The organism is Sphingopyxis sp. GW821-FHT10B01, from assembly GCF_059415685.1.
This window is the reverse complement of sequence record NZ_JBWKNS010000007.1, coordinates 260,545-280,793: the sequence shown is the minus strand read 5'-3', so window position 1 is coordinate 280,793 and position 20,249 is coordinate 260,545. Positions and strand designations below refer to the sequence as shown.

21 protein-coding genes are annotated in these 20,249 nt (G+C 62.5%); 1 reads left to right on the top strand and 20 read right to left on the bottom strand.

The genetic code is table 11. The features are described 5' to 3' along the window. Positions 1-10: 10 nt before the first annotated feature. From nuoN to AC07NV_RS20430, 16 genes are read right to left on the bottom strand one after another with little or no spacing between them, the layout of a single operon-like run. Positions 11-1,444, bottom strand: a complete 1,434-nt coding sequence (gene nuoN, locus AC07NV_RS20505; protein WP_495168238.1) for an NADH-quinone oxidoreductase subunit NuoN — start codon at positions 1,442-1,444, stop codon at positions 11-13. Further along, positions 1,441-2,994, bottom strand: coding sequence for an NADH-quinone oxidoreductase subunit M (locus tag AC07NV_RS20500; RefSeq protein WP_495168237.1), 1,554 nt, complete (start codon positions 2,992-2,994; stop codon positions 1,441-1,443). Before AC07NV_RS20500 ends, nuoN begins: the two co-directional genes overlap by 4 nt. Then, positions 2,991-5,033 (bottom strand): NADH-quinone oxidoreductase subunit L, encoded by a 2,043-nt coding sequence (nuoL, locus tag AC07NV_RS20495; protein WP_495168236.1) that lies wholly within the window; start codon positions 5,031-5,033, stop codon positions 2,991-2,993. The genes AC07NV_RS20500 and nuoL overlap by 4 nt, the downstream gene beginning before the upstream one ends. Before the next feature lie 4 nt (positions 5,034-5,037). Beyond that, positions 5,038-5,343 carry an NADH-quinone oxidoreductase subunit NuoK gene (nuoK, locus tag AC07NV_RS20490; RefSeq protein ID WP_495168235.1) on the bottom strand — a complete coding sequence of 102 codons (306 nt, stop codon included), beginning with the start codon at positions 5,341-5,343 and terminating at the stop codon, positions 5,038-5,040. Next, the gene (locus tag AC07NV_RS20485; RefSeq protein WP_495168234.1) at positions 5,340-5,951 is read right to left on the bottom strand and encodes an NADH-quinone oxidoreductase subunit J; all 612 of its coding nucleotides are present in this window, start codon (positions 5,949-5,951) and stop codon (positions 5,340-5,342) included. Before AC07NV_RS20485 ends, nuoK begins: the two co-directional genes overlap by 4 nt. Positions 5,952-5,963: 12 nt before the next feature. Continuing rightward, complete coding sequence (gene nuoI, locus AC07NV_RS20480; RefSeq protein WP_037510831.1) at positions 5,964-6,452, bottom strand: NADH-quinone oxidoreductase subunit NuoI; 489 nt, start codon at positions 6,450-6,452, stop codon at positions 5,964-5,966. Further along, complete coding sequence (gene nuoH, locus AC07NV_RS20475; protein WP_495168233.1) at positions 6,449-7,498, bottom strand: NADH-quinone oxidoreductase subunit NuoH; 1,050 nt, start codon at positions 7,496-7,498, stop codon at positions 6,449-6,451. The genes nuoI and nuoH overlap by 4 nt, the downstream gene beginning before the upstream one ends. Next, entirely contained in the window at positions 7,495-7,632 is a 138-nt protein-coding gene (locus AC07NV_RS20470) for a hypothetical protein (RefSeq protein WP_495168232.1), read from the bottom strand. The genes nuoH and AC07NV_RS20470 overlap by 4 nt, the downstream gene beginning before the upstream one ends. Then, the gene (gene nuoG, locus AC07NV_RS20465) at positions 7,629-9,641 is read right to left on the bottom strand and encodes an NADH-quinone oxidoreductase subunit NuoG (RefSeq protein WP_495168231.1); all 2,013 of its coding nucleotides are present in this window, start codon (positions 9,639-9,641) and stop codon (positions 7,629-7,631) included. The genes AC07NV_RS20470 and nuoG overlap by 4 nt, the downstream gene beginning before the upstream one ends. Next, positions 9,641-10,930 (bottom strand): NADH-quinone oxidoreductase subunit NuoF, encoded by a 1,290-nt coding sequence (gene nuoF, locus AC07NV_RS20460; protein ID WP_495168230.1) that lies wholly within the window; start codon positions 10,928-10,930, stop codon positions 9,641-9,643. The genes nuoG and nuoF overlap by 1 nt, the downstream gene beginning before the upstream one ends. Positions 10,931-10,933: 3 nt before the next feature. After that, entirely contained in the window at positions 10,934-11,602 is a 669-nt protein-coding gene (locus AC07NV_RS20455) for a complex I 24 kDa subunit family protein (protein ID WP_495168229.1), read from the bottom strand. Beyond that, on the bottom strand, positions 11,602-11,907 hold the full coding sequence (locus tag AC07NV_RS20450) for a nuclear transport factor 2 family protein (protein ID WP_495168281.1): 306 nt from the start codon (positions 11,905-11,907) through the stop codon (positions 11,602-11,604). The genes AC07NV_RS20455 and AC07NV_RS20450 overlap by 1 nt, the downstream gene beginning before the upstream one ends. Positions 11,908-11,930: 23 nt before the next feature. Beyond that, positions 11,931-13,187: an NADH-quinone oxidoreductase subunit D gene (locus tag AC07NV_RS20445; RefSeq protein ID WP_495168228.1), complete on the bottom strand. Its 1,257-nt coding sequence runs from the start codon at positions 13,185-13,187 to the stop codon at positions 11,931-11,933. Then, positions 13,184-14,089, bottom strand: a complete 906-nt coding sequence (locus AC07NV_RS20440) for an NADH-quinone oxidoreductase subunit C (protein ID WP_495168227.1) — start codon at positions 14,087-14,089, stop codon at positions 13,184-13,186. The genes AC07NV_RS20445 and AC07NV_RS20440 overlap by 4 nt, the downstream gene beginning before the upstream one ends. Continuing rightward, positions 14,089-14,643, bottom strand: coding sequence for a NuoB/complex I 20 kDa subunit family protein (locus tag AC07NV_RS20435; RefSeq protein WP_058537972.1), 555 nt, complete (start codon positions 14,641-14,643; stop codon positions 14,089-14,091). Before AC07NV_RS20435 ends, AC07NV_RS20440 begins: the two co-directional genes overlap by 1 nt. Continuing rightward, complete coding sequence (locus AC07NV_RS20430; RefSeq protein ID WP_062180201.1) at positions 14,640-15,014, bottom strand: NADH-quinone oxidoreductase subunit A; 375 nt, start codon at positions 15,012-15,014, stop codon at positions 14,640-14,642. The genes AC07NV_RS20435 and AC07NV_RS20430 overlap by 4 nt, the downstream gene beginning before the upstream one ends. A gap of 227 nt (positions 15,015-15,241) precedes the next feature. Between AC07NV_RS20430 and AC07NV_RS20425 the strand changes: the two genes are divergently transcribed. Further along, complete coding sequence (locus tag AC07NV_RS20425; protein ID WP_495168226.1) at positions 15,242-15,724, top strand: YbjN domain-containing protein; 483 nt, start codon at positions 15,242-15,244, stop codon at positions 15,722-15,724. 39 nt (positions 15,725-15,763) lie between these two features. Here AC07NV_RS20425 and AC07NV_RS20420 read toward each other — a convergent pair whose 3' ends face one another. The 4 genes from AC07NV_RS20420 to thiE form a co-directional block, all read right to left on the bottom strand. Further along, positions 15,764-16,582 (bottom strand): inositol monophosphatase family protein, encoded by an 819-nt coding sequence (locus tag AC07NV_RS20420; protein WP_495168225.1) that lies wholly within the window; start codon positions 16,580-16,582, stop codon positions 15,764-15,766. A 96-nt stretch (positions 16,583-16,678) separates the two neighbouring features. After that, positions 16,679-17,242, bottom strand: coding sequence for an elongation factor P (gene efp, locus AC07NV_RS20415; protein WP_495168224.1), 564 nt, complete (start codon positions 17,240-17,242; stop codon positions 16,679-16,681). Positions 17,243-17,350: 108 nt separating this feature from the next. Next, positions 17,351-19,309 carry an OPT family oligopeptide transporter gene (locus tag AC07NV_RS20410; protein ID WP_495168223.1) on the bottom strand — a complete coding sequence of 653 codons (1,959 nt, stop codon included), beginning with the start codon at positions 19,307-19,309 and terminating at the stop codon, positions 17,351-17,353. Between the two features lie 298 nt (positions 19,310-19,607). Further along, positions 19,608-20,246: a thiamine phosphate synthase gene (gene thiE, locus AC07NV_RS20405; protein WP_495168222.1), complete on the bottom strand. Its 639-nt coding sequence runs from the start codon at positions 20,244-20,246 to the stop codon at positions 19,608-19,610. Between the last annotated feature and the right edge of the window lie 3 nt (positions 20,247-20,249).

Below are 20,249 nucleotides of genomic sequence, written 5' to 3'. Positions count from 1 at the left end.
ATCGGCGGTATCAGAACAGCACCGCTGCGGCGCTGGCCGAAACGACCGCCAGCACAGGGATGAAGAGATAGCCGATGACCGAGAGCCAGAGCGCGCTGGCGGTGATCACCGCATCCTCGACGATCACGCCGCCGCCCGCCGGGATTTCGGTGTCCGACTTATCGTCGAAGTACATCGTCTTGATGATCGCGATATAATAGAAAGCGCCGATCACCGATGCGACGATGCCCGCAACCGCAAGCGGCACGAGGTTCGCGTTCACGGCCGCCTCGAACACCAGATATTTCGGCCAGAAGCCGAACAGCGGCGGGATGCCGGCGAGGCTGAACAGGAACACCGCCATCGCAGCCGCAAGGCCGGGGCGGCGTTGCGACAATCCCGCCATCGCGGGGATGCTTTCGACCGGATTGCCTTCGGGGTCGCGCAATTGCAGCACGACAAGGAAAGCGCCGAGCGTCGTCACCATATAGACGAGCAGATAGGTCAGCACGCCCTCAACCCCCTGCTGCGTTCCCGCAGCAAGGCCGATGAGCATGAAGCCGACATTGTTGATCGACGAATAAGCGAGCAGGCGCTTGATGTTCTTCTGCCCGATCGCACCGACCGCGCCGAGGATGATCGAAGCAAGCGCGAGGAAGATGATGATCTGCTGCCACGCGCCGACTGCGGGGCCCATCGCATCGATCACGACGCGCGTCATCAACGCCATCGCCGCCACCTTCGGGGCCGTCGCAAAGAAGGTCGTCACCGGGGTCGGTGCGCCTTCATAGACGTCGGGGGTCCACATGTGGAACGGCACGGCGCTGATCTTGAAGCCAAGGCCCGCCAGCACGAACACGATACCGAAGATCAGCCCGATGTTGAGCTCGCCGCCCATCACCTTTGCGATCCCCGAGAAATCGGTGGTGCCGGTGAAGCCGTAAAGCAGCGAGATACCATAGAGCAGCATGCCCGACGCCAGCGCGCCAAGAACGAAATATTTGAGGCCGGCTTCGGTCGACCGCTCGTCGGTCCGCATGAAGCTGGCGAGCACATAGGCCGCGAGGCTGTTGAGTTCGAGCCCGACATAAAGCGTCATCAGGTCGCGCGACGAGGCCATGATGCCCATGCCAAGTGCGGCGAACAGGATCAGGGTCGGATATTCGGCGCGCATGCCGCCGTTAAAGAAACGCGGCGCGATGATGATGCAGATGAAACTCGCAGCATAGATCAGCAGCTTGGCGAAACCGCCGAAACTATCGACCGACAGCGTGCCCGAGAAGACGGTCGCATCGACGCCGAACAGCGCCACAACCGCCGCCGCGGCGGCGGCAAGCGTCAGCAGCGAGCTGAGCTGATAGAGGCCGACATTGCGGTCACCGAAGAAGGTCCCGAGCATCAGCGTAATGAGCCCGCCGATCGTTAGGATCAGTTCGGGCCAGATGAGCATCAGGTCGGCGGTCATTGGATGCCTCCCGCATGGCTCGATCCGTGGGCGGTTTCACCATGTGCCTTGGCAGGCTTCGGCTTACCGGCGGCGAGATGCGCGTCTCCTGCCGGCTTCGCCGGAGCGAGGCGTGCGACAACCGTGGTCACGTCACCGCGCATCGGCGCGAGGAAGCTTTCGGGATAAACGCCCATCCACAGCGCCACAGCGGCCAGAGGCGCGAGGACTGCCCATTCGCGGCGGTTGAGATCGGGCATCGCCTTTACATCGTCCTTGGTGAGTTCGCCGAATACAACGCGGCGATAGAGATAGAGCATATACGCGGCGCCGAGGATGATCCCGGTGGTGCAGACGAAGGCGACCCAGCTCGAGGCCTCATAGATGCCCGCGAGGCTCAGGAATTCGCCGACGAAACCGCTGGTCCCCGGCAGGCCGATCGACGCCATCGTGAACAGCATGAAGAAGAGGGCATAGGCCGGCATGTTCACCGCGAGGCCGCCGTAACGGTCGATCTCGCGCGTGTGGAGCCGGTCATAGATCACACCGACGCAGAAGAAGAGCGCGGCCGACACGACACCATGGCTGAGCATGATGATCAGTGCGCCTTCGATGCCCTGTTGGTTGAACGCGAACAGGCCCGCGGTGACGATCGCCATGTGCGCGACCGACGAATAAGCGATCAGCTTCTTCATGTCGCTCTGCACCAGCGCGACAAGGCTGGTATAGACCACCGCGACCATCGACAGACCGAAGACGATCCACATCAGCTGCGCCGAGGCATCGGGGAACATCGGCATCATGAAGCGGATGAAGCCATAAGCCCCAAGCTTCAGCAGCACGCCGGCAAGGATCATCGAGCCTGCCGTCGGTGCCTGCACGTGCGCGTCGGGAAGCCAGGTGTGGACAGGCCACATCGGCATCTTGACCGCAAGGCTGGCGAAGAAGGCGAGCCACAGCCACGTCTGCATCTGAACCGGGAAATCATAGTTCAGCAGCGTCGGGATATCGGTCGTTCCGGCCTCTGCGATCATTGCGATCATCGCGATGAGCATCAGCACCGAACCGAGCAGCGTGTAGAGGAAGAATTTGAACGCCGCATATTTGCGGTTCGCGCCGCCCCAGATGCCGATGATGAAATACATCGGGATCAGGCCGGCTTCGAAGAAGATGTAGAACAGCAACAGATCCTGCGCGCAGAACACGCCGATCATGATGACTTCCATGATCAGGAACATCGCCATGTACAGCCCGACGCGCTGTTTGATCGCGTCCCAGCTTGCCAGGATGCAGAGCGGCATCAGGAAGACGCTGAGCATGATGAGCATCAGCGCCATGCCGTCGATGCCGAGCGCCCACTGGAAACGGCCGAACAGGTCGGCGCGTTCGGTGAACTGCCACTGCGCACCGCCGATATCGAACTGCGCCCACAAGACACAGCCGAGGACGAAAGTCGCCAGCGTCGCGCCGAGAGCAACCCAGCGCGCCGTCTTGTCGCCCGCGAACAGGCAGACGATGGCAGCGATCGCAGGGACCGCCAGCATCAGCGAAAGGATCGGGAAACCGCTCACAGGAAATTCACCATGGCCCAGCTGGCGAGGCCGACAAGACCGAGCAGCATCACAAACGCATATCCATAAACATAACCCGATTGCAGCCGGACCGCGAGACGGGTCCCCCCAGCAACGAGCGCCGCGGCGCCATCGGGACCGAAGCGGTCGATGGTGCCTTCATCCCCGCGCTTCCAGAAGAAGCGGCCGATCGCGAAGGCGGGCTTCACGAAAAGGATGTTATAGAGCTCGTCGAAATACCATTTATTGTACAGGAACTGGTGGAGCAGCTTGAACTGCGCCACGAAGCGCGCCGGCAGACTGGTGTTGCGGATATAGCTGTTCCACGCGAGGAACAGGCCGATCGCCATCACCGTGAACGGCGTCCACTTCACCCACAAGGGCACTTCATGCGCGGCGTGCATCAGATGCGCGTCGAACGCGAGGCTGCCGTTCCAGAACGCCATCCCCTCTTCGGGGTAGATGAACTGGTGGTGGAAGGCGATGCCCGCAAACACGGCACCGACCGACAGCACGACCAGCGGGATCAGCATCGTGATCGGGCTTTCGTGCGGATGATAGCCCGCAGTGCCGTCGCTGTGTGCGTCATGGTGATGATGATCGTCGTGCGCCGCGTGCGCATGATCGTCATGGCCGTGACCATCGTGAACCGCGTGCTGGATATGCTCGCTCTGTTCCCAGCGCGCCTTGCCATAGAAGGTCAGGAACACGAGGCGCCACGAATAGAAGCTGGTGAGGAACGCCACGAAAATGCCGACCCAGAAGGCCACCACGCCGCCGCCGCCGCTCGCAAAAGCAGCCTCGAGGATGCCGTCCTTCGAATAGAAGCCGGCAAAGCCTGCGACGCCTGCGATACCGACACCCGTGATCGCCAGCGTGCCGAGCATCATCGCCCAATAGGTGATCGGGATCTGTTTCCGCAGCGCGCCATAATAGCGCATGTCCTGTTCATGATGCATCGCGTGGATGACCGAACCGGCACCGAGGAACAGCAGCGCCTTGAAAAAGGCGTGCGTGAACAGATGGAACATCGCGGCGCCATAAGCGCCGGCGCCGGCGGCGAAGAACATGTAGCCGAGCTGCGAGCAGGTCGAATAGGCGATGACGCGCTTGATGTCCCACTGGGTCGTCGCGACGGTTGCAGCAAAGAAACAGGTCGCGGCGCCGACGAACATCACAACGCCCTGTGCGACCGGTGCGGTTTCGAACATGGGTGACAGACGACAGACCATGAAGACGCCCGCAGTAACCATCGTCGCGGCATGGATCAGCGCCGACACCGGGGTCGGGCCTTCCATCGCGTCGGGAAGCCAGGTGTGCAGCCCGAGCTGCGCCGACTTGCCCATCGCACCGATGAACAGCAGCAAGCAGAGGATCGTCATCGTGTCGAGACGCATCCCCATGAAGCTGATGGTCGAACCCGCCATGCCTGGCGCAGCAGCAAGGATCTCGGGGATCGAGACGGTGCCGAAGACGAGGAAGGTACCGAAGATGCCGAGCATGAAGCCAAGGTCGCCGACGCGGTTGACGACGAATGCCTTGATCGCGGCGGCGTTGGCGCTCGGTTTCTTGTACCAGAAACCGATGAGGAGATACGACGCGAGACCGACGCCTTCCCAGCCGAAGAACATCTGGACGAGGTTGTTCGCGGTCACGAGCATCAGCATCGCGAAGGTGAAGAGCGAGAGATAGGCGAAGAAGCGCGGCTGATCCGGGTCTTCCTCCATATAGCCCCAGCTATAGAGGTGGACGAGAGCCGACACTGTCGTGATCACGACGAGCATCACCGCGGTCAGCGTATCGACGCGCAATTCCCAGTTGAACTGGAGCGCACCCGACGAAACCCAGTGCAACACCGGAGTCACGGTCGCTTCGCCGCTGCCCGTCACGAACGACAGGAAGATCGGCCAGCTGAGCGCGCAGCTGGTGAACAGCGCGCCCGTGGTCAGGATTTTCGACGCAAAGGGACCGATGGCCCGCTGGCCGAGCCCTGCGATAAGTGCCGCCAAGAGCGGCAGAAAAACGATCGCCTGGATCACCGGCTTACCCCTTCATCCGGTTGGCATCGTCGACGGCAATGGTGCCGCGGCCGCGGAAATAAATAACGATGATAGCGAGCCCGATCGCGGCTTCACCTGCGGCCACCGTCAACACGAACATCGCAAAGACCTGTCCGACGAGATCGCCGAGCGCGGCGCTGAAGGCGACGAGATTGACGTTCACCGCCAGCAAAATGAGTTCGACGGACATCAGGATGACGATGATATTCTTGCGGTTGATGAAGATGCCAAGCACGCCGAGCGTGAAGAGCACCGCCGAAACGGCAAGATAGTGGCCGACCGAAATCACAATTCCATCCCCTGCCCGACGCCCGGATCGACAAGCCGCGTCGCGTCCTGCGGACGGCGCTGGTTCTGCGCCGAGATATTCTGGGTGCGCACCCCGCCACGCTGGCGATGCGTCAGCACGATCGCGCCGATCATCGCGACGAGCAGGACGATGCCCGCCGCCTCGAACAGGAAGATATAGCGCGTGTAGAGCAGTTCGCCGATCTGCTGGATATTGCTCTTGTCGGTTACCGCCGGCGCGGCGCGCGCAGCCAGATCGATCCCGCCAGCACTCCACGCGCCGACGGCGAAGATCAGTTCGGCAACGAGGATGATCGCGACGAGCGCGCCGAGCGGCAGATAGCGCACGAAACCGGCGCGCAGCTCGGCGAAATCGATGTTGAGCATCATCACGACGAACAGGAACAGGACCGCGACCGCGCCGACATAGACGATGACGAGCAGCATTGCGATGAACTCGGCCCCCGCAAGCAGCATCAGTCCCGCCGCGTTGAAGAAGGCGAGGATCAGCCACATGACGCTGTGGACCGGGTTGCGCGCGAAAATGACCATCGCTGCCGACGCAATGACGAGGGTCGCGAACAGGTAAAAGGCGAAGAGTTGAATCATGTGCGCGCGCCCTTACCGATAGGGCGCGTCAGCGGCAAGATTTGCCGCGATCGCGCGTTCCCATTTGTCGCCATTGGCGAGCAGTTTGGCCTTGTCATAAAGCAGTTCTTCGCGCGTTTCGGTCGCGAATTCGAAGTTCGGTCCCTCGACCACCGCATCGACCGGGCACGCTTCCTGACAGAAGCCGCAATAAATGCATTTGGTCATGTCGATGTCGTAGCGCGTCGTGCGGCGCGAACCGTCTTCGCGCGGCTCGGCTTCGATCGTGATCGCCTGCGCCGGGCACACCGCTTCGCACAACTTGCACGCGATGCAGCGTTCCTCGCCATTCGGATAACGGCGCAACGCATGCTCGCCGCGGAAACGCGGGCTCAGCGGGTTCTTTTCGAACGGATAGTTGATCGTCGCCTTCGGCTTGAAGAAATATTTCAGCGTGAGGGCGTGCGCCTTCACAAACTCCCACAAGGTGAAGCTTTTGATCAGGTGGGCGATGGTGCTCATGAGTACCTCGTCAGCATCAGATAGCCGGAGATCAGGAAGATCCAGATCAGCGAAATCGGGAGAAAGACTTTCCAGCCCAGCCGCATCAGTTGGTCATAGCGGTAGCGCGGAACGGTCGCCTTGACCCAGCTGAAGACGAAGAAGAAGAACAGGATCTTGCCGAACAGCCATACCCAGCCCGGGATATCGAACCACGGGATCAGGTCGATATTCAGCGGCGGCAGCCAGCCACCCCAGAACAGCACGGCGTTGAGCGTGCACATCAAGAGGACGTTGGCATATTCGCCGAGCCAGAAAAGTGCGAACGCCATCGACGAATATTCGGTCTGATACCCCGCGACCAGCTCGCTTTCGGCTTCGGTCAGATCGAACGGCGCGCGCGCGGTTTCGGCGAGCGACGAGATCAGGAACATCACTGCGAGCGGGAAGAGCAGCAGGTTGAAGCCGAAGGCGTTGACGATACCAAGCCCGTGCCCCTGCTGCGCTTTGACGATCTCGTTCATGTTGAAGCTGTCGGCGAAGAGCACGACGCCGATCAGGATGAACCCGATTGACACTTCATAGGAAATCATCTGCGCCGATGCGCGCATCGCAGAAAAGAAAGGATATTTGGAGTTCGAAGCCCAGCCGGACAGGATCACACCATACACGCCGAGCGACGAGATCGCGAGGATGTAGAGCAGTCCGACATTGATGTCGGCGAGCACCGCGCCCGAATTGAACGGGATCACCGCCCACGCGAGCAGCGCCACCGTGAAGGTGATGATCGGCGCGATCAGGAACAGCCCGCGGTTTGCGCCCGTCGGGATGATCGTTTCCTGCAGGAACACTTTCAGGCCGTCGGCGAAGCTCTGCAGCAGTCCAAAGGGGCCGACGACGTTCGGACCACGGCGCAGCGCAATCGCCGCCCAGATCTTGCGGTCGGCATAGATGATCATCGCGACGCTGAGCATCAGCGGCAGTGCGATCAGCAGGATGCCCGCGATCGTCGCGACACCCCATGCCCAGTCGGGTGACATGCCCCAGGAGATGAAAGTCTCGGTCATTTCCGCGCCCCGTCCTGGTTCCGCCAGCCATTATGCGGCCCGGGCTTTTCCGACTTGCGCGGGTTGAATCCGCGCCAGACGGCAAAGCCCATCCCCGCCATCAGGACGCCAGCAATGGCATGTACCGGGTTCATTCCGCGGCCTCCGCAAAATCGACGCCATGGACCAGCTCTTCCGAGCAGCGCTGCATCGTCGGCGACGCGCGACAGATGGCGTTGGTGAGGTAGAAATCTTTGATCGGCGACGGGATCGCACGGGCCTCGGGCTTTGCAGCCAGCTTCGGAACCGACCAGCCATAATCGGCAAGCCCTTCGACGCCGAGCGCGGGCACTGCCGCGATCATCGCCGCACGGCATTGCGCGAAGCTGTCGAAGCCGACTGACACACCCAATGCATCGGCCAAAGCCCGGAAAATGCTCCAGTCCTCGCGCGCGTCGCCAGGTGCGAACACCGCCTTTTCGCTGCGCTGGACGCGGCCCTCGGTATTGACCGTGGTGAAGTCCTTTTCGGTCCACGCCGCTGCCGGCAGGATAACGTCGGCCGCATGCGCGCCCTTGTCACCATGATGGCCGACATAGACCTTGAACGTGTCGGGAAGCGCCGCGAAATCGACCTCGTCGGCGCCGAGGAAGAAAGCGAGCTTCGGCTTCGCCGCAATGACGTCCTTGATGCCGCTAGGCAGGCCATAGCCCAGCATCAGCGACCCCATGCGCGCGGCCGAGAAATGGACGACATTATAGCCGTTCCAGCCGTCCTTGACCGCATTCACCGACTTGGCGAGCGCAAGGCCCGCGCCGTGGACGCCGGGCACCGACAAAGCGCCGCCGCCGAAGATCAGCATCGGCCGTTCGGCGCCCTTGAGCGCGTCGAGAACATGCGCTGGCAGCTTCGAAACGAGCGAAGCGTCGTCGCCCAGCCACTCGGCCTTGTACGTCAGGTCGGTTTCGGGGCCGATCGCGAAGACCTTTGCGCCCTTCTTCCACACCGCCTTGCGGATACGCGTGTTGATCAGCGGCGCTTCCCAGCGAAGGTTGGTGCCGACGAGCAGGATCACGTCGGCATTTTCAGCCTCGGCGATGCCGGTGTTGAAATTCACCGCCGACAGGCTGGTGACGTCATAGTCGAGGCCGGTCTGGCGTCCTTCGAGCAGGGTGCCGCCGAGCGCATTCACCAGCGATTTCGCCGCGAACATCGTCTCGCAATCGGCGAGGTCGCCCGCGATTGCAGCAACCGACGAACCGGCCTTGACCGCTGCAATGGCGGCAAAGGCCTCGGCCCAGCTGGCGGGCTGAAGCGCGCCGTTCACGCGAACATAGGGCTGGTCGAGGCGGCGACGGACGAGGCCGTCGACATGGTGCCGCGTCTTGTCGCTCGCCCATTCCTCGTTCACATCGTCGTTGACGCGCGGCAGCACGCGCAGGACCTGACGGCCGCGCGCGTCGATGCGGACATTGGTGCCGATCGCGTCCATCATGTCGATGCCAAGCGTCTTGGTCAGCTCCCACGGACGCGCTTCGAACGCATAGGGTTTGCTGGTCAGCGCGCCGACCGGGCAGAGATCGACGATATTGCCCGACAATTCGCTGCCTACCGCGCGTTCGAGGTACGACGTGATCTGCATATTCTCGCCGCGATAAATCGCGCCGACATCTTCCACGCCCGCGACTTCCTCCGCAAAGCGGACACAGCGCGTGCACTGGATGCAGCGGGTCATCACCGTCTTGACGATCGGACCCATATATTTTTCGGTGACCGCGCGCTTATTCTCGTCATAGCGCGTGGCGCCACGGCCATAGGCGACCGACTGGTCCTGCAAGTCACACTCGCCGCCCTGATCGCAGATCGGGCAGTCGAGCGGGTGATTGATGAGCAGGAACTCCATCACCCCCTCGCGCGCCTTCTTGACCATCGGGCTATCGGTCTTGATCACCTGCCCTTCGGCGGTCGGCAGCGCGCACGAAGCCTGCGGCTTCGGCGGGCCGGGCGACACTTCGACGAGGCACATGCGGCAATTGCCGGCGATCGATAGGCGTTCGTGGTAGCAGAAACGCGGAATTTCCTTCCCCGCGATTTCGCACGCCTGCAGAACGGTCGCGCCCTGCGGGACGTCGAGCTCTACACCATCTACGGTAACTTTAGGCATTATTCGGCTGCCTCCAGCGCGTCGCCATTCTCGCGAATGCGGCGTTCGATTTCGGGGCGGAAATGCTTGATCAGGCCCTGGATCGGCCAAGCCGCTGCATCGCCGAGCGCGCAGATGGTATGCCCTTCGACCTGCTTGGTGACGTCGTACAACGTGTCGATTTCGCTAATGTCGGCGTCGCCGGTGCGCAGCCGCTCCATAACGCGCCACATCCAGCCGGTGCCTTCGCGGCACGGGGTGCATTGGCCGCAGCTTTCATGCTTGTAGAAATAGCTGATGCGGCTGATCGCCTGAACGACGTCTGTCGACTTGTCCATGACGATCGCAGCAGCCGTACCGAGGCCCGAGCCGACGGCTTTGAGGCCGTCAAAATCCATCGGGCAGTCCATGATTTCGGCCGCCGGAACGAGCGGAACCGACGAACCGCCGGGGATCACGGCGAGGAGATTGTCCCAGCCGCCGCGAATGCCGCCGCAATGCTTTTCGATCAACTCACGGAAGGTGATGCTCATCTCTTCCTCGACGACGCACGGTGTGTTCACATGGCCGCTGATCTGGAAGAGCTTGGTGCCCTTGTTATTCTCGCGCCCGAAGCTCGAAAACCACGGCGCGCCGCGGCGCAGGATCGTCGGGACGACCGCAATGCTTTCGACATTGTTCACCGTCGTCGGGCAGCCATAGAGGCCTGCACCCGCCGGGAACGGCGGTTTCAGGCGCGGCTGGCCCTTCTTGCCCTCGAGGCTTTCGATCATCGCGGTTTCTTCACCGCAGATATATGCGCCGGCGCCGCGGTGGACGAAGACGTCGAAGTCGTAACCCGATTTCGCGGCATTCTTGCCGAGCAGGCCGGCGTCGTAGGCTTCCTGCACAGCGGCGAAGAGCGTTTCGGCCTCGCGGATGAATTCGCCGCGGATGTAAATATACGCCGCGCGTGCACGCATCGCGAAGCCGGCAATCAGCGCACCCTCAATTAGCTTGTGTGGATCGTGGCGGATGATTTCGCGGTCCTTGCACGAACCCGGTTCGGATTCGTCGGCGTTGATGACGAGGAAGCTCGGGCGGTCAGCGCGCGGTTCCTTCGGCATGAACGACCATTTCAGGCCGGTCGGGAAACCAGCGCCGCCGCGGCCGCGCAGACCCGACGCCTTGACGGTCTCGATAATCGCGTCCTGCCCCGCGGCCATCAGTGCTTTGGTATTGTCCCAATCACCGCGCGCCTGCGCGGATTTCAGGTTCCACGGCTGGAACCCGTAGATATTGGTGAAGATGCGATCCTTGTCGGCGAGCATGGCTTACCACTCCTTCCGATAGTCGTGGTTGGCCTTGACCATCGCCTTCAGCGTCGTCGGCTCGCCCTCGGGCTCGCTCGTATGACGATTGGGAAGCTGCGTTCCCGCCTTGGGATTCTCGCCCGCGGCGAGCGCATCGAGGATGCGCGTCGTGCTGTCGTAGTCGAGATCTTCGTAATTATCGTCGTTGATCTGGACCATCGGCGCGTTGGTGCACGTGCCCATGCACTCGACTTCGGTCAGCGTGAACAGGCCGTCGGGCGTGGTCTTGCCCTTGGTCATGCCGCGGTTCTTGCAGGCTGCCATTACATCGTCGGACCCGCGCAGCAGGCACGGCGTCGTGCCGCACACCTGCACATGATAGCGGCCGACCGGCACGAGATTGTACATCGTGTAGAAGGTCGCGACCTCATAGGCGCGAATGAAGGGCATATCGAGCGCGGCGGCGACATATTCGATCACCGGCACGGGCAGCCAGCCCTGCGTCTGCGTCTCGGCGCCGACCTGACGTTGCGCGAGGTCGAGCAGCGGCATCACCGCCGAGCGCTGGCGCCCCGCAGGGTAGCGCGCGATGACCGCCTTCGCCTTTTCGGCATTTTCGGCCGTCCATGCAAAAGCGCCCCAGCGCGCGCGGGTTTCGGCTTCATCGGGGATTTGGGGTGCGTCGGCCATTAGCGGACAAACTCCACACGCGACACTCGGTCGCCTTCAAAACTGTAGATGGTCATAACCTCGAATGGATCGGCGTCCGGCGAACGGGCGACCTTTTCGTGCAGGACGGCAAAGTCGCCGAGCGTATAGCCCGACAGGATCTCGGCGCGATTCTGCGGGAATTCGGCGAACATCGCCTTCAATCCCGCGCGCACGCCTTCCTTGCCGTCGCGGACGACCGCACCGCGATAGCCGGCTTCGGCCGCATCGTCGGTCATCAGCGCGACATAGGCGTCGGCGTCCTGCGCGTTGTAATGCGCGATCATCGTTTCGGCGATTTCCAGCTTTGTCACCGGTCACACTCCCCGAACACCACATCGATGGCGCCGATGATCGCGGTGGTATCCGCAAGCATGTGCCCCTTCGACATCATGTCCATCGCCTGCAGGTGCGAAAACGCCGTCGGGCGGATCTTGCAGCGGTACGGCTTGTTGCTGCCGTCACTGACCAGATAGACCCCGAATTCACCCTTGGGGCTCTCGGTCGCGACGTAAACTTCGCCGGCGGGGACGTGGAAGCCCTCAGTATAAAGCTTGAAGTGATGGATCAGCGATTCCATCGACTGCTTCATCTCGCCGCGCTTGGGCGGGACGACCTTGCGGTCGAGGCTGGCGATCGGGCCGGTGGGCATGTCGCGCAGGCACTGCTTGATGATCTTCGCCGACTGATAGACCTCCTCGACACGCACCATGAAGCGGTCGTAGCAATCGCCGCGTGTGCCAACGGGAATGTCGAACTCCATCGCCGCATAGGCATCATAGGGCTGCGACTTGCGCAGATCCCAGGCGATGCCGCTGCCGCGGATCATCGGGCCCGAAAAGCCCCACGCCAGCGCATCTTCCTTGCTCACCGTCGCGATGTCGACGTTGCGCTGCTTGAAGATGCGATTATCGATGACGAGGCTCATCGCGTCGCCAAACAGCTTCGGCAGGCGCTTTTCGACCCATTCGCCGATGTCGTAGAGCAGCCTTTCAGGCACATCCTGATGGACGCCGCCCGGACGGAAATAGGCGCTGTGCATGCGTGCACCCGAGGCGCGCTCGAAGAAGTTGAGGCAATCTTCGCGCAGCTCGAACACCCACAGGTTCGGGGTCATCGCGCCGACGTCCATGACGTGCGAACCGATGTTGAGCATGTGATTGCAGATGCGCGTCAGCTCGGCGAACAGGGTGCGCAGATATTGCGCGCGGGCCGGGACTTCGAGGTCGAGCAGCTTCTCGATGGCCAGCACGTACGAGTGCTCCATCGCGAGCGGCGAGCAATAGTCGAGCCGGTCGAAATAGGGCAAAGCCTGCAGATAAGTCTTATACTCGATCAGCTTTTCGGTGCCGCGGTGGAGTAGACCGACGTGCGGATCGACGCGCTCGATAATCTCGCCGTCGAGCTCGAGCACGAGGCGCAGAACGCCGTGCGCCGCCGGATGCTGCGGGCCGAAGTTGATCGTGTAATTGGTGACAGCCTGATCGCCTGCGGTGTTCGCCGTGTCGACCGGATAGCCTTCGAACAGGTCACCGCCATAATGCTGGACGTTCGGAGAGTCGGTCATGCGTCGCCTCCTGCTTTAGGCTTGCGCGGCGCGCGCGCCTTCGGCGGCGCCTTTTCGGCCTTGGTCGTCGCGGGCGTCTTGGCCGGCTTGGTCGCGGATTTGGCGCTGGCGCCATCGCGGCTGGTCTTTGCGGCCTTCTGGTTCACTTTTTCGCCCGCGCCAGTCTGCGCCGGCTTTTCGGTCGTTTTAGGGGTCGGCGGAGGCGATTTCTTTTCGGCCTTGTCGTCGGCCGCCTTCACCTGCGCGGCGGTCATCGGCGTCGGCGCACCCTTGCCCGGAGCTTCGCCCGTTCCGCCGGCTTTTTCGTCGCCAGGCAGGACATAGTCGGCGCCTTCCCATGGCGACATGAAGTCGAAATTGCGAAAATCCTGCGCGAGCTTCACCGGCTCGTACACGACGCGCTTGTCCTCTTCGGAATAGCGCAGCTCGGTATAGCCGGTCAGCGGGAAGTCCTTGCGCTGCGGATGCCCCTGAAAACCATAGTCGGTCAGGATGCGGCGCAGGTCGGTGTTGCCGCTGAACAGGACGCCGTACATGTCGAACACTTCGCGCTCGAGCCAGCCGGCGTTCGGCCATACAGGAACGATCGTCGGCACCGGCGTCGCCTCGTCGGTCGATACGCGGACGCGCAGACGGTGATTCCTCGTGACGCTGAGCAGATGATAGACCACCTCGAATCGCTCCGCGCGGTCCGGATAGTCGACTCCGGCGATCTCCATCAGCTGCTGATACTCGAGATTGTCGCGCAGGCTGATCATCACCCCTGCGATGGCTTCGCGGTCGACGGTGATGCTGTCTTCGTCGACGGTAAAAACATGCGCGAGAAGATCGGTGCCAAGCAGCTTGGTGAGCGCAGCAGCGAGCGCTGGCTGCGGCGCAACGAGAGGAGCAGAATGGGCCATCAGCGTTCGATCGTCCCGGTACGGCGGATCTTCCGCTGCAACTGCATCACCCCGTAAAGCAAAGCCTCGGCGGTCGGCGGGCAACCGGGGACATAGATGTCCACGGGTACGATACGGTCGCAACCGCGCACCACCGAATAGCTGTAGTGATAATAGCCGCCGCCATTGGCGCAGCTACCCATCGAGATGACGTATTTCGGGTTCGACATCTGGTCGTAAACCCGGCGCAGCGCAGGCGCCATCTTGTTGCACAACGTGCCCGCGACGATCATCACGTCCGACTGGCGCGGACTAGCGCGCGGCGCGGCACCGAAACGCTCCATGTCATAGCGCGGCATGTTGACGTGGATCATTTCGACCGCGCAGCATGCGAGGCCAAAGGTCATCCACCACAGCGAGCCGGTGCGCGCCCAGTTGAACAGATCCTCGGTCGAGGTGACGAGAAAGCCCTTGTCACCGACCTCGCTGTTGAGGTCGTCGAAAAATGCCATATCGGGGTTCGTCCCCGGGGCAACCGGCATCTGGCCGGGCGGCAGGATGATCGAGCTGCTCATTCCCAGTCCAACGCCCCTTTCTTCCATGCATAGACAAGGCCGAGGGTCAGTTCGGCGAGGAAAATCATCATCGTCGCCCAACCGGCCCAGCCGATCTCCTTCAGGCTCACGGCCCAGGGAAAGAGGAAGGCGGCTTCGAGGTCGAAGATGATGAAGAGAATGGCGACGAGGTAGAAGCGCACGTCGAACTGGCTGCGCGCGTCCTCGAAGGCCGGGAAGCCGCATTCATATTCGGTCAGTTTCGCCGGATCGGGCTTGTGCGCCCCGGTCAGCCGCGCGACGCCCATCGGAAGGAACACGAAGGCGGACGACAGGCCGACGGCGACGACCAGAAAGATCAGAATCGGCAAATATTGCGTCAGATCGACCATGGGAGCTCGCAGTTCTGTTGTTCATCTATTGGGGTGTCTGAGCACCCTTGTTGCGGGCGCTTTAGGCCAGCGCGCCGCGCCTCGCAACCTCTGCGGGCAGGAATTTCGTAACCCGTGTGACCAAAAGCATAAACGGCGCTGGTGACGGGCCCTATCCCTGTGATACGCCGACGAAAGTGGGTCGTTTCGCTGCGTTTTTCGTCGTCGTTTCGATTTGAGGAGTTTTCATGGGACCTATTACCGCTCGCGCCGCCCTGGCCTTGGGAGCCGCAACGTTTTTCTCGGTAGCGCCAGCGCACGCCGAAATGATCAATGCGGCGAATCCCGCGACGATCAAGGCGATCGTCGAGTCGCAGGGCTGGCCGGCGACGATCGTCGCCAAGCCGGGCGATGACCCCTATATCGAGAGCAATCGCGGCGGCCTCAAATTCCTCGTCCTCTTCATGAATTGCGATGAGGGCAAGAAGTGCAAGACGCTGCAATATTATATGGGCTTCAGCGACGCGAAAGGCGTCTCGCTCGACAGGCTCAACAAGTGGAACAAGGAAAAGCGCTTTGCCCGCGCGTACAAGGACGACGAGGGTGATCCAGTGCTCGAAATGGACGTCGATCTCGATTTCGCCGGCATCCCGCGCGAAAATGTCGGCGAGACCTTCAACACCTGGGCGTCGCTGATGGACAGCTTCCGCGAGTATGTCTTCGAGAAATGAGGTTGCCGCCCTCCCCGCCATGGGGAGGGCGCTCAACGGTCAGGCGTTGCGAAGAGCGCCCGCCACCAGTTTTTGCAACTTCGAATGCACCGCGGCGCTGCCGGCGATGAACTCGCTGCGGTCGATCGCACGGTCGCCGCCGCGGAAATCGCTGACGAAACCGCCGGCTTCGCGCACGAGCAACATCCCCGCGGCGACGTCCCAGATCTTGAGGTCGCTTTCCCAGAAACCGTCATAACGCCCCGCGGCAACCCACGCGAGGTCGAGGCTGGCGGCGCCGAAGCGGCGGATACCGGCAACTTCGGGTGCGACCGCACCGAAAATGCGGCTCCACTGCGCCATATTGCCATGGCCCATGTACGGAATGCCGGTCGAAATCAGGCATTCGTTGAGGTGACGGCGCGAAGCAACGCGCAGGCGCCGATCGTGCAGCCATGCACCGCGGCCGCGTTCGGCCCAATAGCTTTCGTCGGTGACCGGCTGGTAGATCAGGCACGACGTGATATCGCCCCAACCGCCGCCCGGCTTCGGTTCCTGCACCGCGATCGAGATAGCGAAATGCGGAATCGCGTGAAGGAAGTTCGAGGTGCCATCGAGCGGATCGATGATGAAGCGCGGCTTGCCCGGCTCGCCTTCGATGATCCCGCCTTCTTCGAGTACGAAGCCCCAGCCCGGACGGTCGCGACCCAGTTCGTCATACAGCGTGCGTTCCGCAGCCTGGTCGGCCTTCGACACGAAGTCGGCGGGACCTTTTTGCGAAACCTGCAGATGCTCGACTTCGCCGAAATCGCGGCGCAATTTCGTGCCGGCCTTACGCGCGGCGCGTTCCATGACGGTGATGATGCCGGATAGGGCCATTTTCGTTTCCTTCAACGCGTCGCCCCCGCGAAGGCGGAGGTCGCTGTCGGCAATGTAAAACGCTAGCGGCCCCCGCCTTCGCGGGGGCGATGTTACTCAGTCCGCACGGCGGACATATTCGCGGTCGTACACATGCACGACGATGCGGGTCCCGCTGGTGATGTGCGGCGGCACCATCACGCGCACCCCATTGTCGAGGATCGCGGGCTTGTACGATGACGAGGCGGTCTGCCCCTTCACCACCGCGTCGGCTTCGACGATCAGGGCTTCGATCGTTTCGGGCAGTTCGACCGAGATCGGGCGTTCTTCCCAAAGCTCGAGCACGACGTCCATGCCGTCCTGCAGAAATTCATGCGCTTCGCCGACGACATCCTTCGAGATGTTGATCTGCTCGTAGGTGTCCTTGTCCATGAACACGAGGTCGTCGCCCTCGGCGTACAGGAACTGGAAATCCTTGGTGTCGAGGCGGACCTTTTCGACCGTGTCGGCGCTGCGAAAACGGTTGTTCAGCTTGCGACCGTCGATCAGATTCTTGGCTTCGACCTGCATATAGGCGCCGCCCTTGCCCGGCTGGGTGTGCTGGATCTTGGTGACCTTCCAGATCCCCTTTTCAAATTCGATAATATTGCCGGGACGGATTTCAACGCCGGTGATTTTCATCGCGCACACTCACAGTTCAAGGATGGAAAGAGCAAACCGGCGCCGCACGGGCGCAGGTATCAGGTGCGCGCCTTTAGCCGTGCCGACGCCGAAGGGCAAGCCGCAGCATCAGGGCGTGGCGTCGACCAGCCGGCGCGTGCGCTTGTAGCTGAGCCAGACCAGCCCTGCGAACAGGATGAATCCGACCCACGGCGCATAAGGTGCGTAGCCGTCGCCAACGACCGCAAGGGGAGAATCGCTGCCGCTGCCCGCAACGATGCCCGCATACAGCACCCCGAACAGGCTTTCGCCGACGATCATGCCCGTCGCGGTGAGCACGCCCATGCGGTGCGCAAAGCTGGCGTTCGGCCGCCTCGCCGCCCAGCGGTCATAGAACCAGCCACCGACCGCGCCGATCACGACGGGCAGGATCACCGCCATCGGCAGATAGACCCCGATACCGATGGCCAGAGGCGGAAGCCGCAGCTTGCCCGCGCGGCCGAGCATAGCGTCGACGATGATGAAGCCGACACCAGCCAGCCCGCCATAACCCAGCATCGTCCAGTTGAGGTTACCACCAAGCACGCCCTGCGCGAGCGACGAGATCAGCCCCGCCTGCGGCGCGGCGAGCGCGTTCGGCCCTGCCCCCGGCGCCCCGACAAAACCGAGCGTCTCGTTGAGAACATTCAGCACCGGCGGAACGATGATCGAACCGAAGATCACGCCGATGATCAGCGCAACCTGCTGTTTCCACGGCGTCGCGCCGACGAGCTGGCCCGTTTTCAGATCCTGAAGATTATCGTTCGAAATGGTCGCGATGCCGAACACAAGGCCCGTAACGATCAACGCATAGGCGACCATCGCGGCAATTTCTTCCTCACCGCCTCCGCGACCAAGAAGACCAAGGAGCAGCAGCGACGAAGCGATGATCGCCAGGATGCCGATCCCCGATACCGGCGAGTTCGATGCGCCGATCAGGCCCGCCATATAGCCGGTGACCGATGCAATCATCAGCCCGACCACGATGATGAACAGGATCGCGCCCGCGATCAGGATCATCGACGATCCCGCCAGCGGCCCGCCCGCAAGCACCGTCCAGAGCAGCCAGCCGATAGGCAGCATCAGCGCCAGCGATCCGCCGAACACCCAGTTGATCGACATATCCTGTTCTTCGATCGCGAGTGTCGCCCCACCCTGCCGCGCGCGGCTTGCTGCCATCGCCGAACGGATACCGCCGACCACCGGACCGGCAATCCTGATCAGCGTCCAGATTGCAGCAACCGCAATTACGCCTGCACCAAAGAAGCGCACGTCGGCGCGAAATACCGTGTTCGCCAGCGTCTCGGCATCGCCCGCCCCGCCCTGCGTCAGGATGGGCAGCAGCACCCACCAGCCGGTGATCATGCCGACGAGCTGCGCCATGCCGACCGACAGGCCGACGAGATGCCCGACGCCGAACAGCGCAAAGGCGAGGCCGCCCGAGATCCCCGTCGCGCCGCTACCGACGGCAAACCAGCGTGCAACCTCGGCGCCGGCAAGCTTCATCTGGGTGAGCAGCGTAAATCCCGCCGCCACAATGCTGTTCCACATCAATGCCGAAAGCCCGGCGCGATTTTCCTCTGCGCCCTCGGCGCTCGCGGCACCGACCTGCAGCACTTCGGCGGCGGCGCGGCCTTCGGGATAAGGGAGGTCCGAATCGACGACGAGCGCACGGCGCAGCGGCACCGAAAAGAGCACACCCAATATGCCGCCGAGCATCGTGATCGCGGTGGTCTCGATCATCGGGAAGCCCTGCCAATAGCCGACCATGACGAGGCCCGGCAGCACGAAGATGATCGCCGCCAGCGTGCCCGCGGCGCTCGCTATCGTCTGGACGATATTATTCTCGAGGATCGTCGACCCGGCCATGTAGCGCAGCAGCGCCATCGAAATCACCGCCGCGGGAATCGAGGTCGCAAAGGTCAGCCCGACCTTCAGCCCCAGATAGACGTTCGCCGCGGTGAACATCAGCGTGAGCAAGCCGCCGAGCAGGATCGCGCGAAGCGTCAGTTCGCGCCCGCGGGCCGCTGCTGTGGTGATTTCGGTCATAAACTTCTCCCCGCCCGCTGTGTTGCGATACACCGGGCCCAGTGCAAGTCAAAAGGCTGCAAGCCAAAAGGCGACGAACCGAAGCCGATTTGACGCATCGATCCAATATGGAGGCCGCTGCGGCTGTCATACCGGTCGGCATGATGAATATCGACTTTTCCGAGCCAACGGCCCCGCCCTTGCGCGGCGGCGCCAAGCGGCCTCAACGCGGGGCGCCTTGCGCTGGCCTGTTCGGTTGGCGCAAGGATGCCGCGCCACCTGCACCCGTCGGCAACGCGCCGAAAGCATCGGCGCGCGATTATCCCGGAGGCTGATTTCCGAGAATCGCACTGAATGCCTGCACCGCTGCCGCCGGTCCCTCGGGATGCGCCCAAACCCCACTCGACACGGCCAGAAAGTCCGCCCCCGCATCGACAAGCGTTCGCGCATTCTCGGGCGTGATCCCACCAATCGCGACGCAGGGCAGTTCGAACATACCCTGCCACCATTGCAGAATCTCCGGTTCGGCATGATGTTCGACGGCCTTGGTCGTCGTCGGGAAAAAGGCACCAAAAGCAACATAGTCAGCCCCCGCCTCGCCCGCTTCCATCGCCATATGCCGGCTCGCGTGACAGGTGACGCCGATCTGCGCCAGCGGTCCAAGCTCACGGCGTGCCTCACGCGGATCGCCGTCACCCTGTCCCAGATGCACACCATCGGCCTCCAGCCGCTTCGCGAGCGCGACATCATCGTTGACGATGAACGCCACGTCGCGCGCGGCACAGATCGCCTGCAGCGGCTCGGCGAGCCGCGCCGCCTCATGCTGTTCGAGATCCTTGACGCGAAACTGGAAAGCCGCGACCGGACCGGCGTCAAGCGCTTGGGTCAACAGGTCAGGGAAGTTGCCGCTGACATCGAGCGGCGAAATCAGGTAAAGTTGGCAGGTTGGTGTTTTCATGGC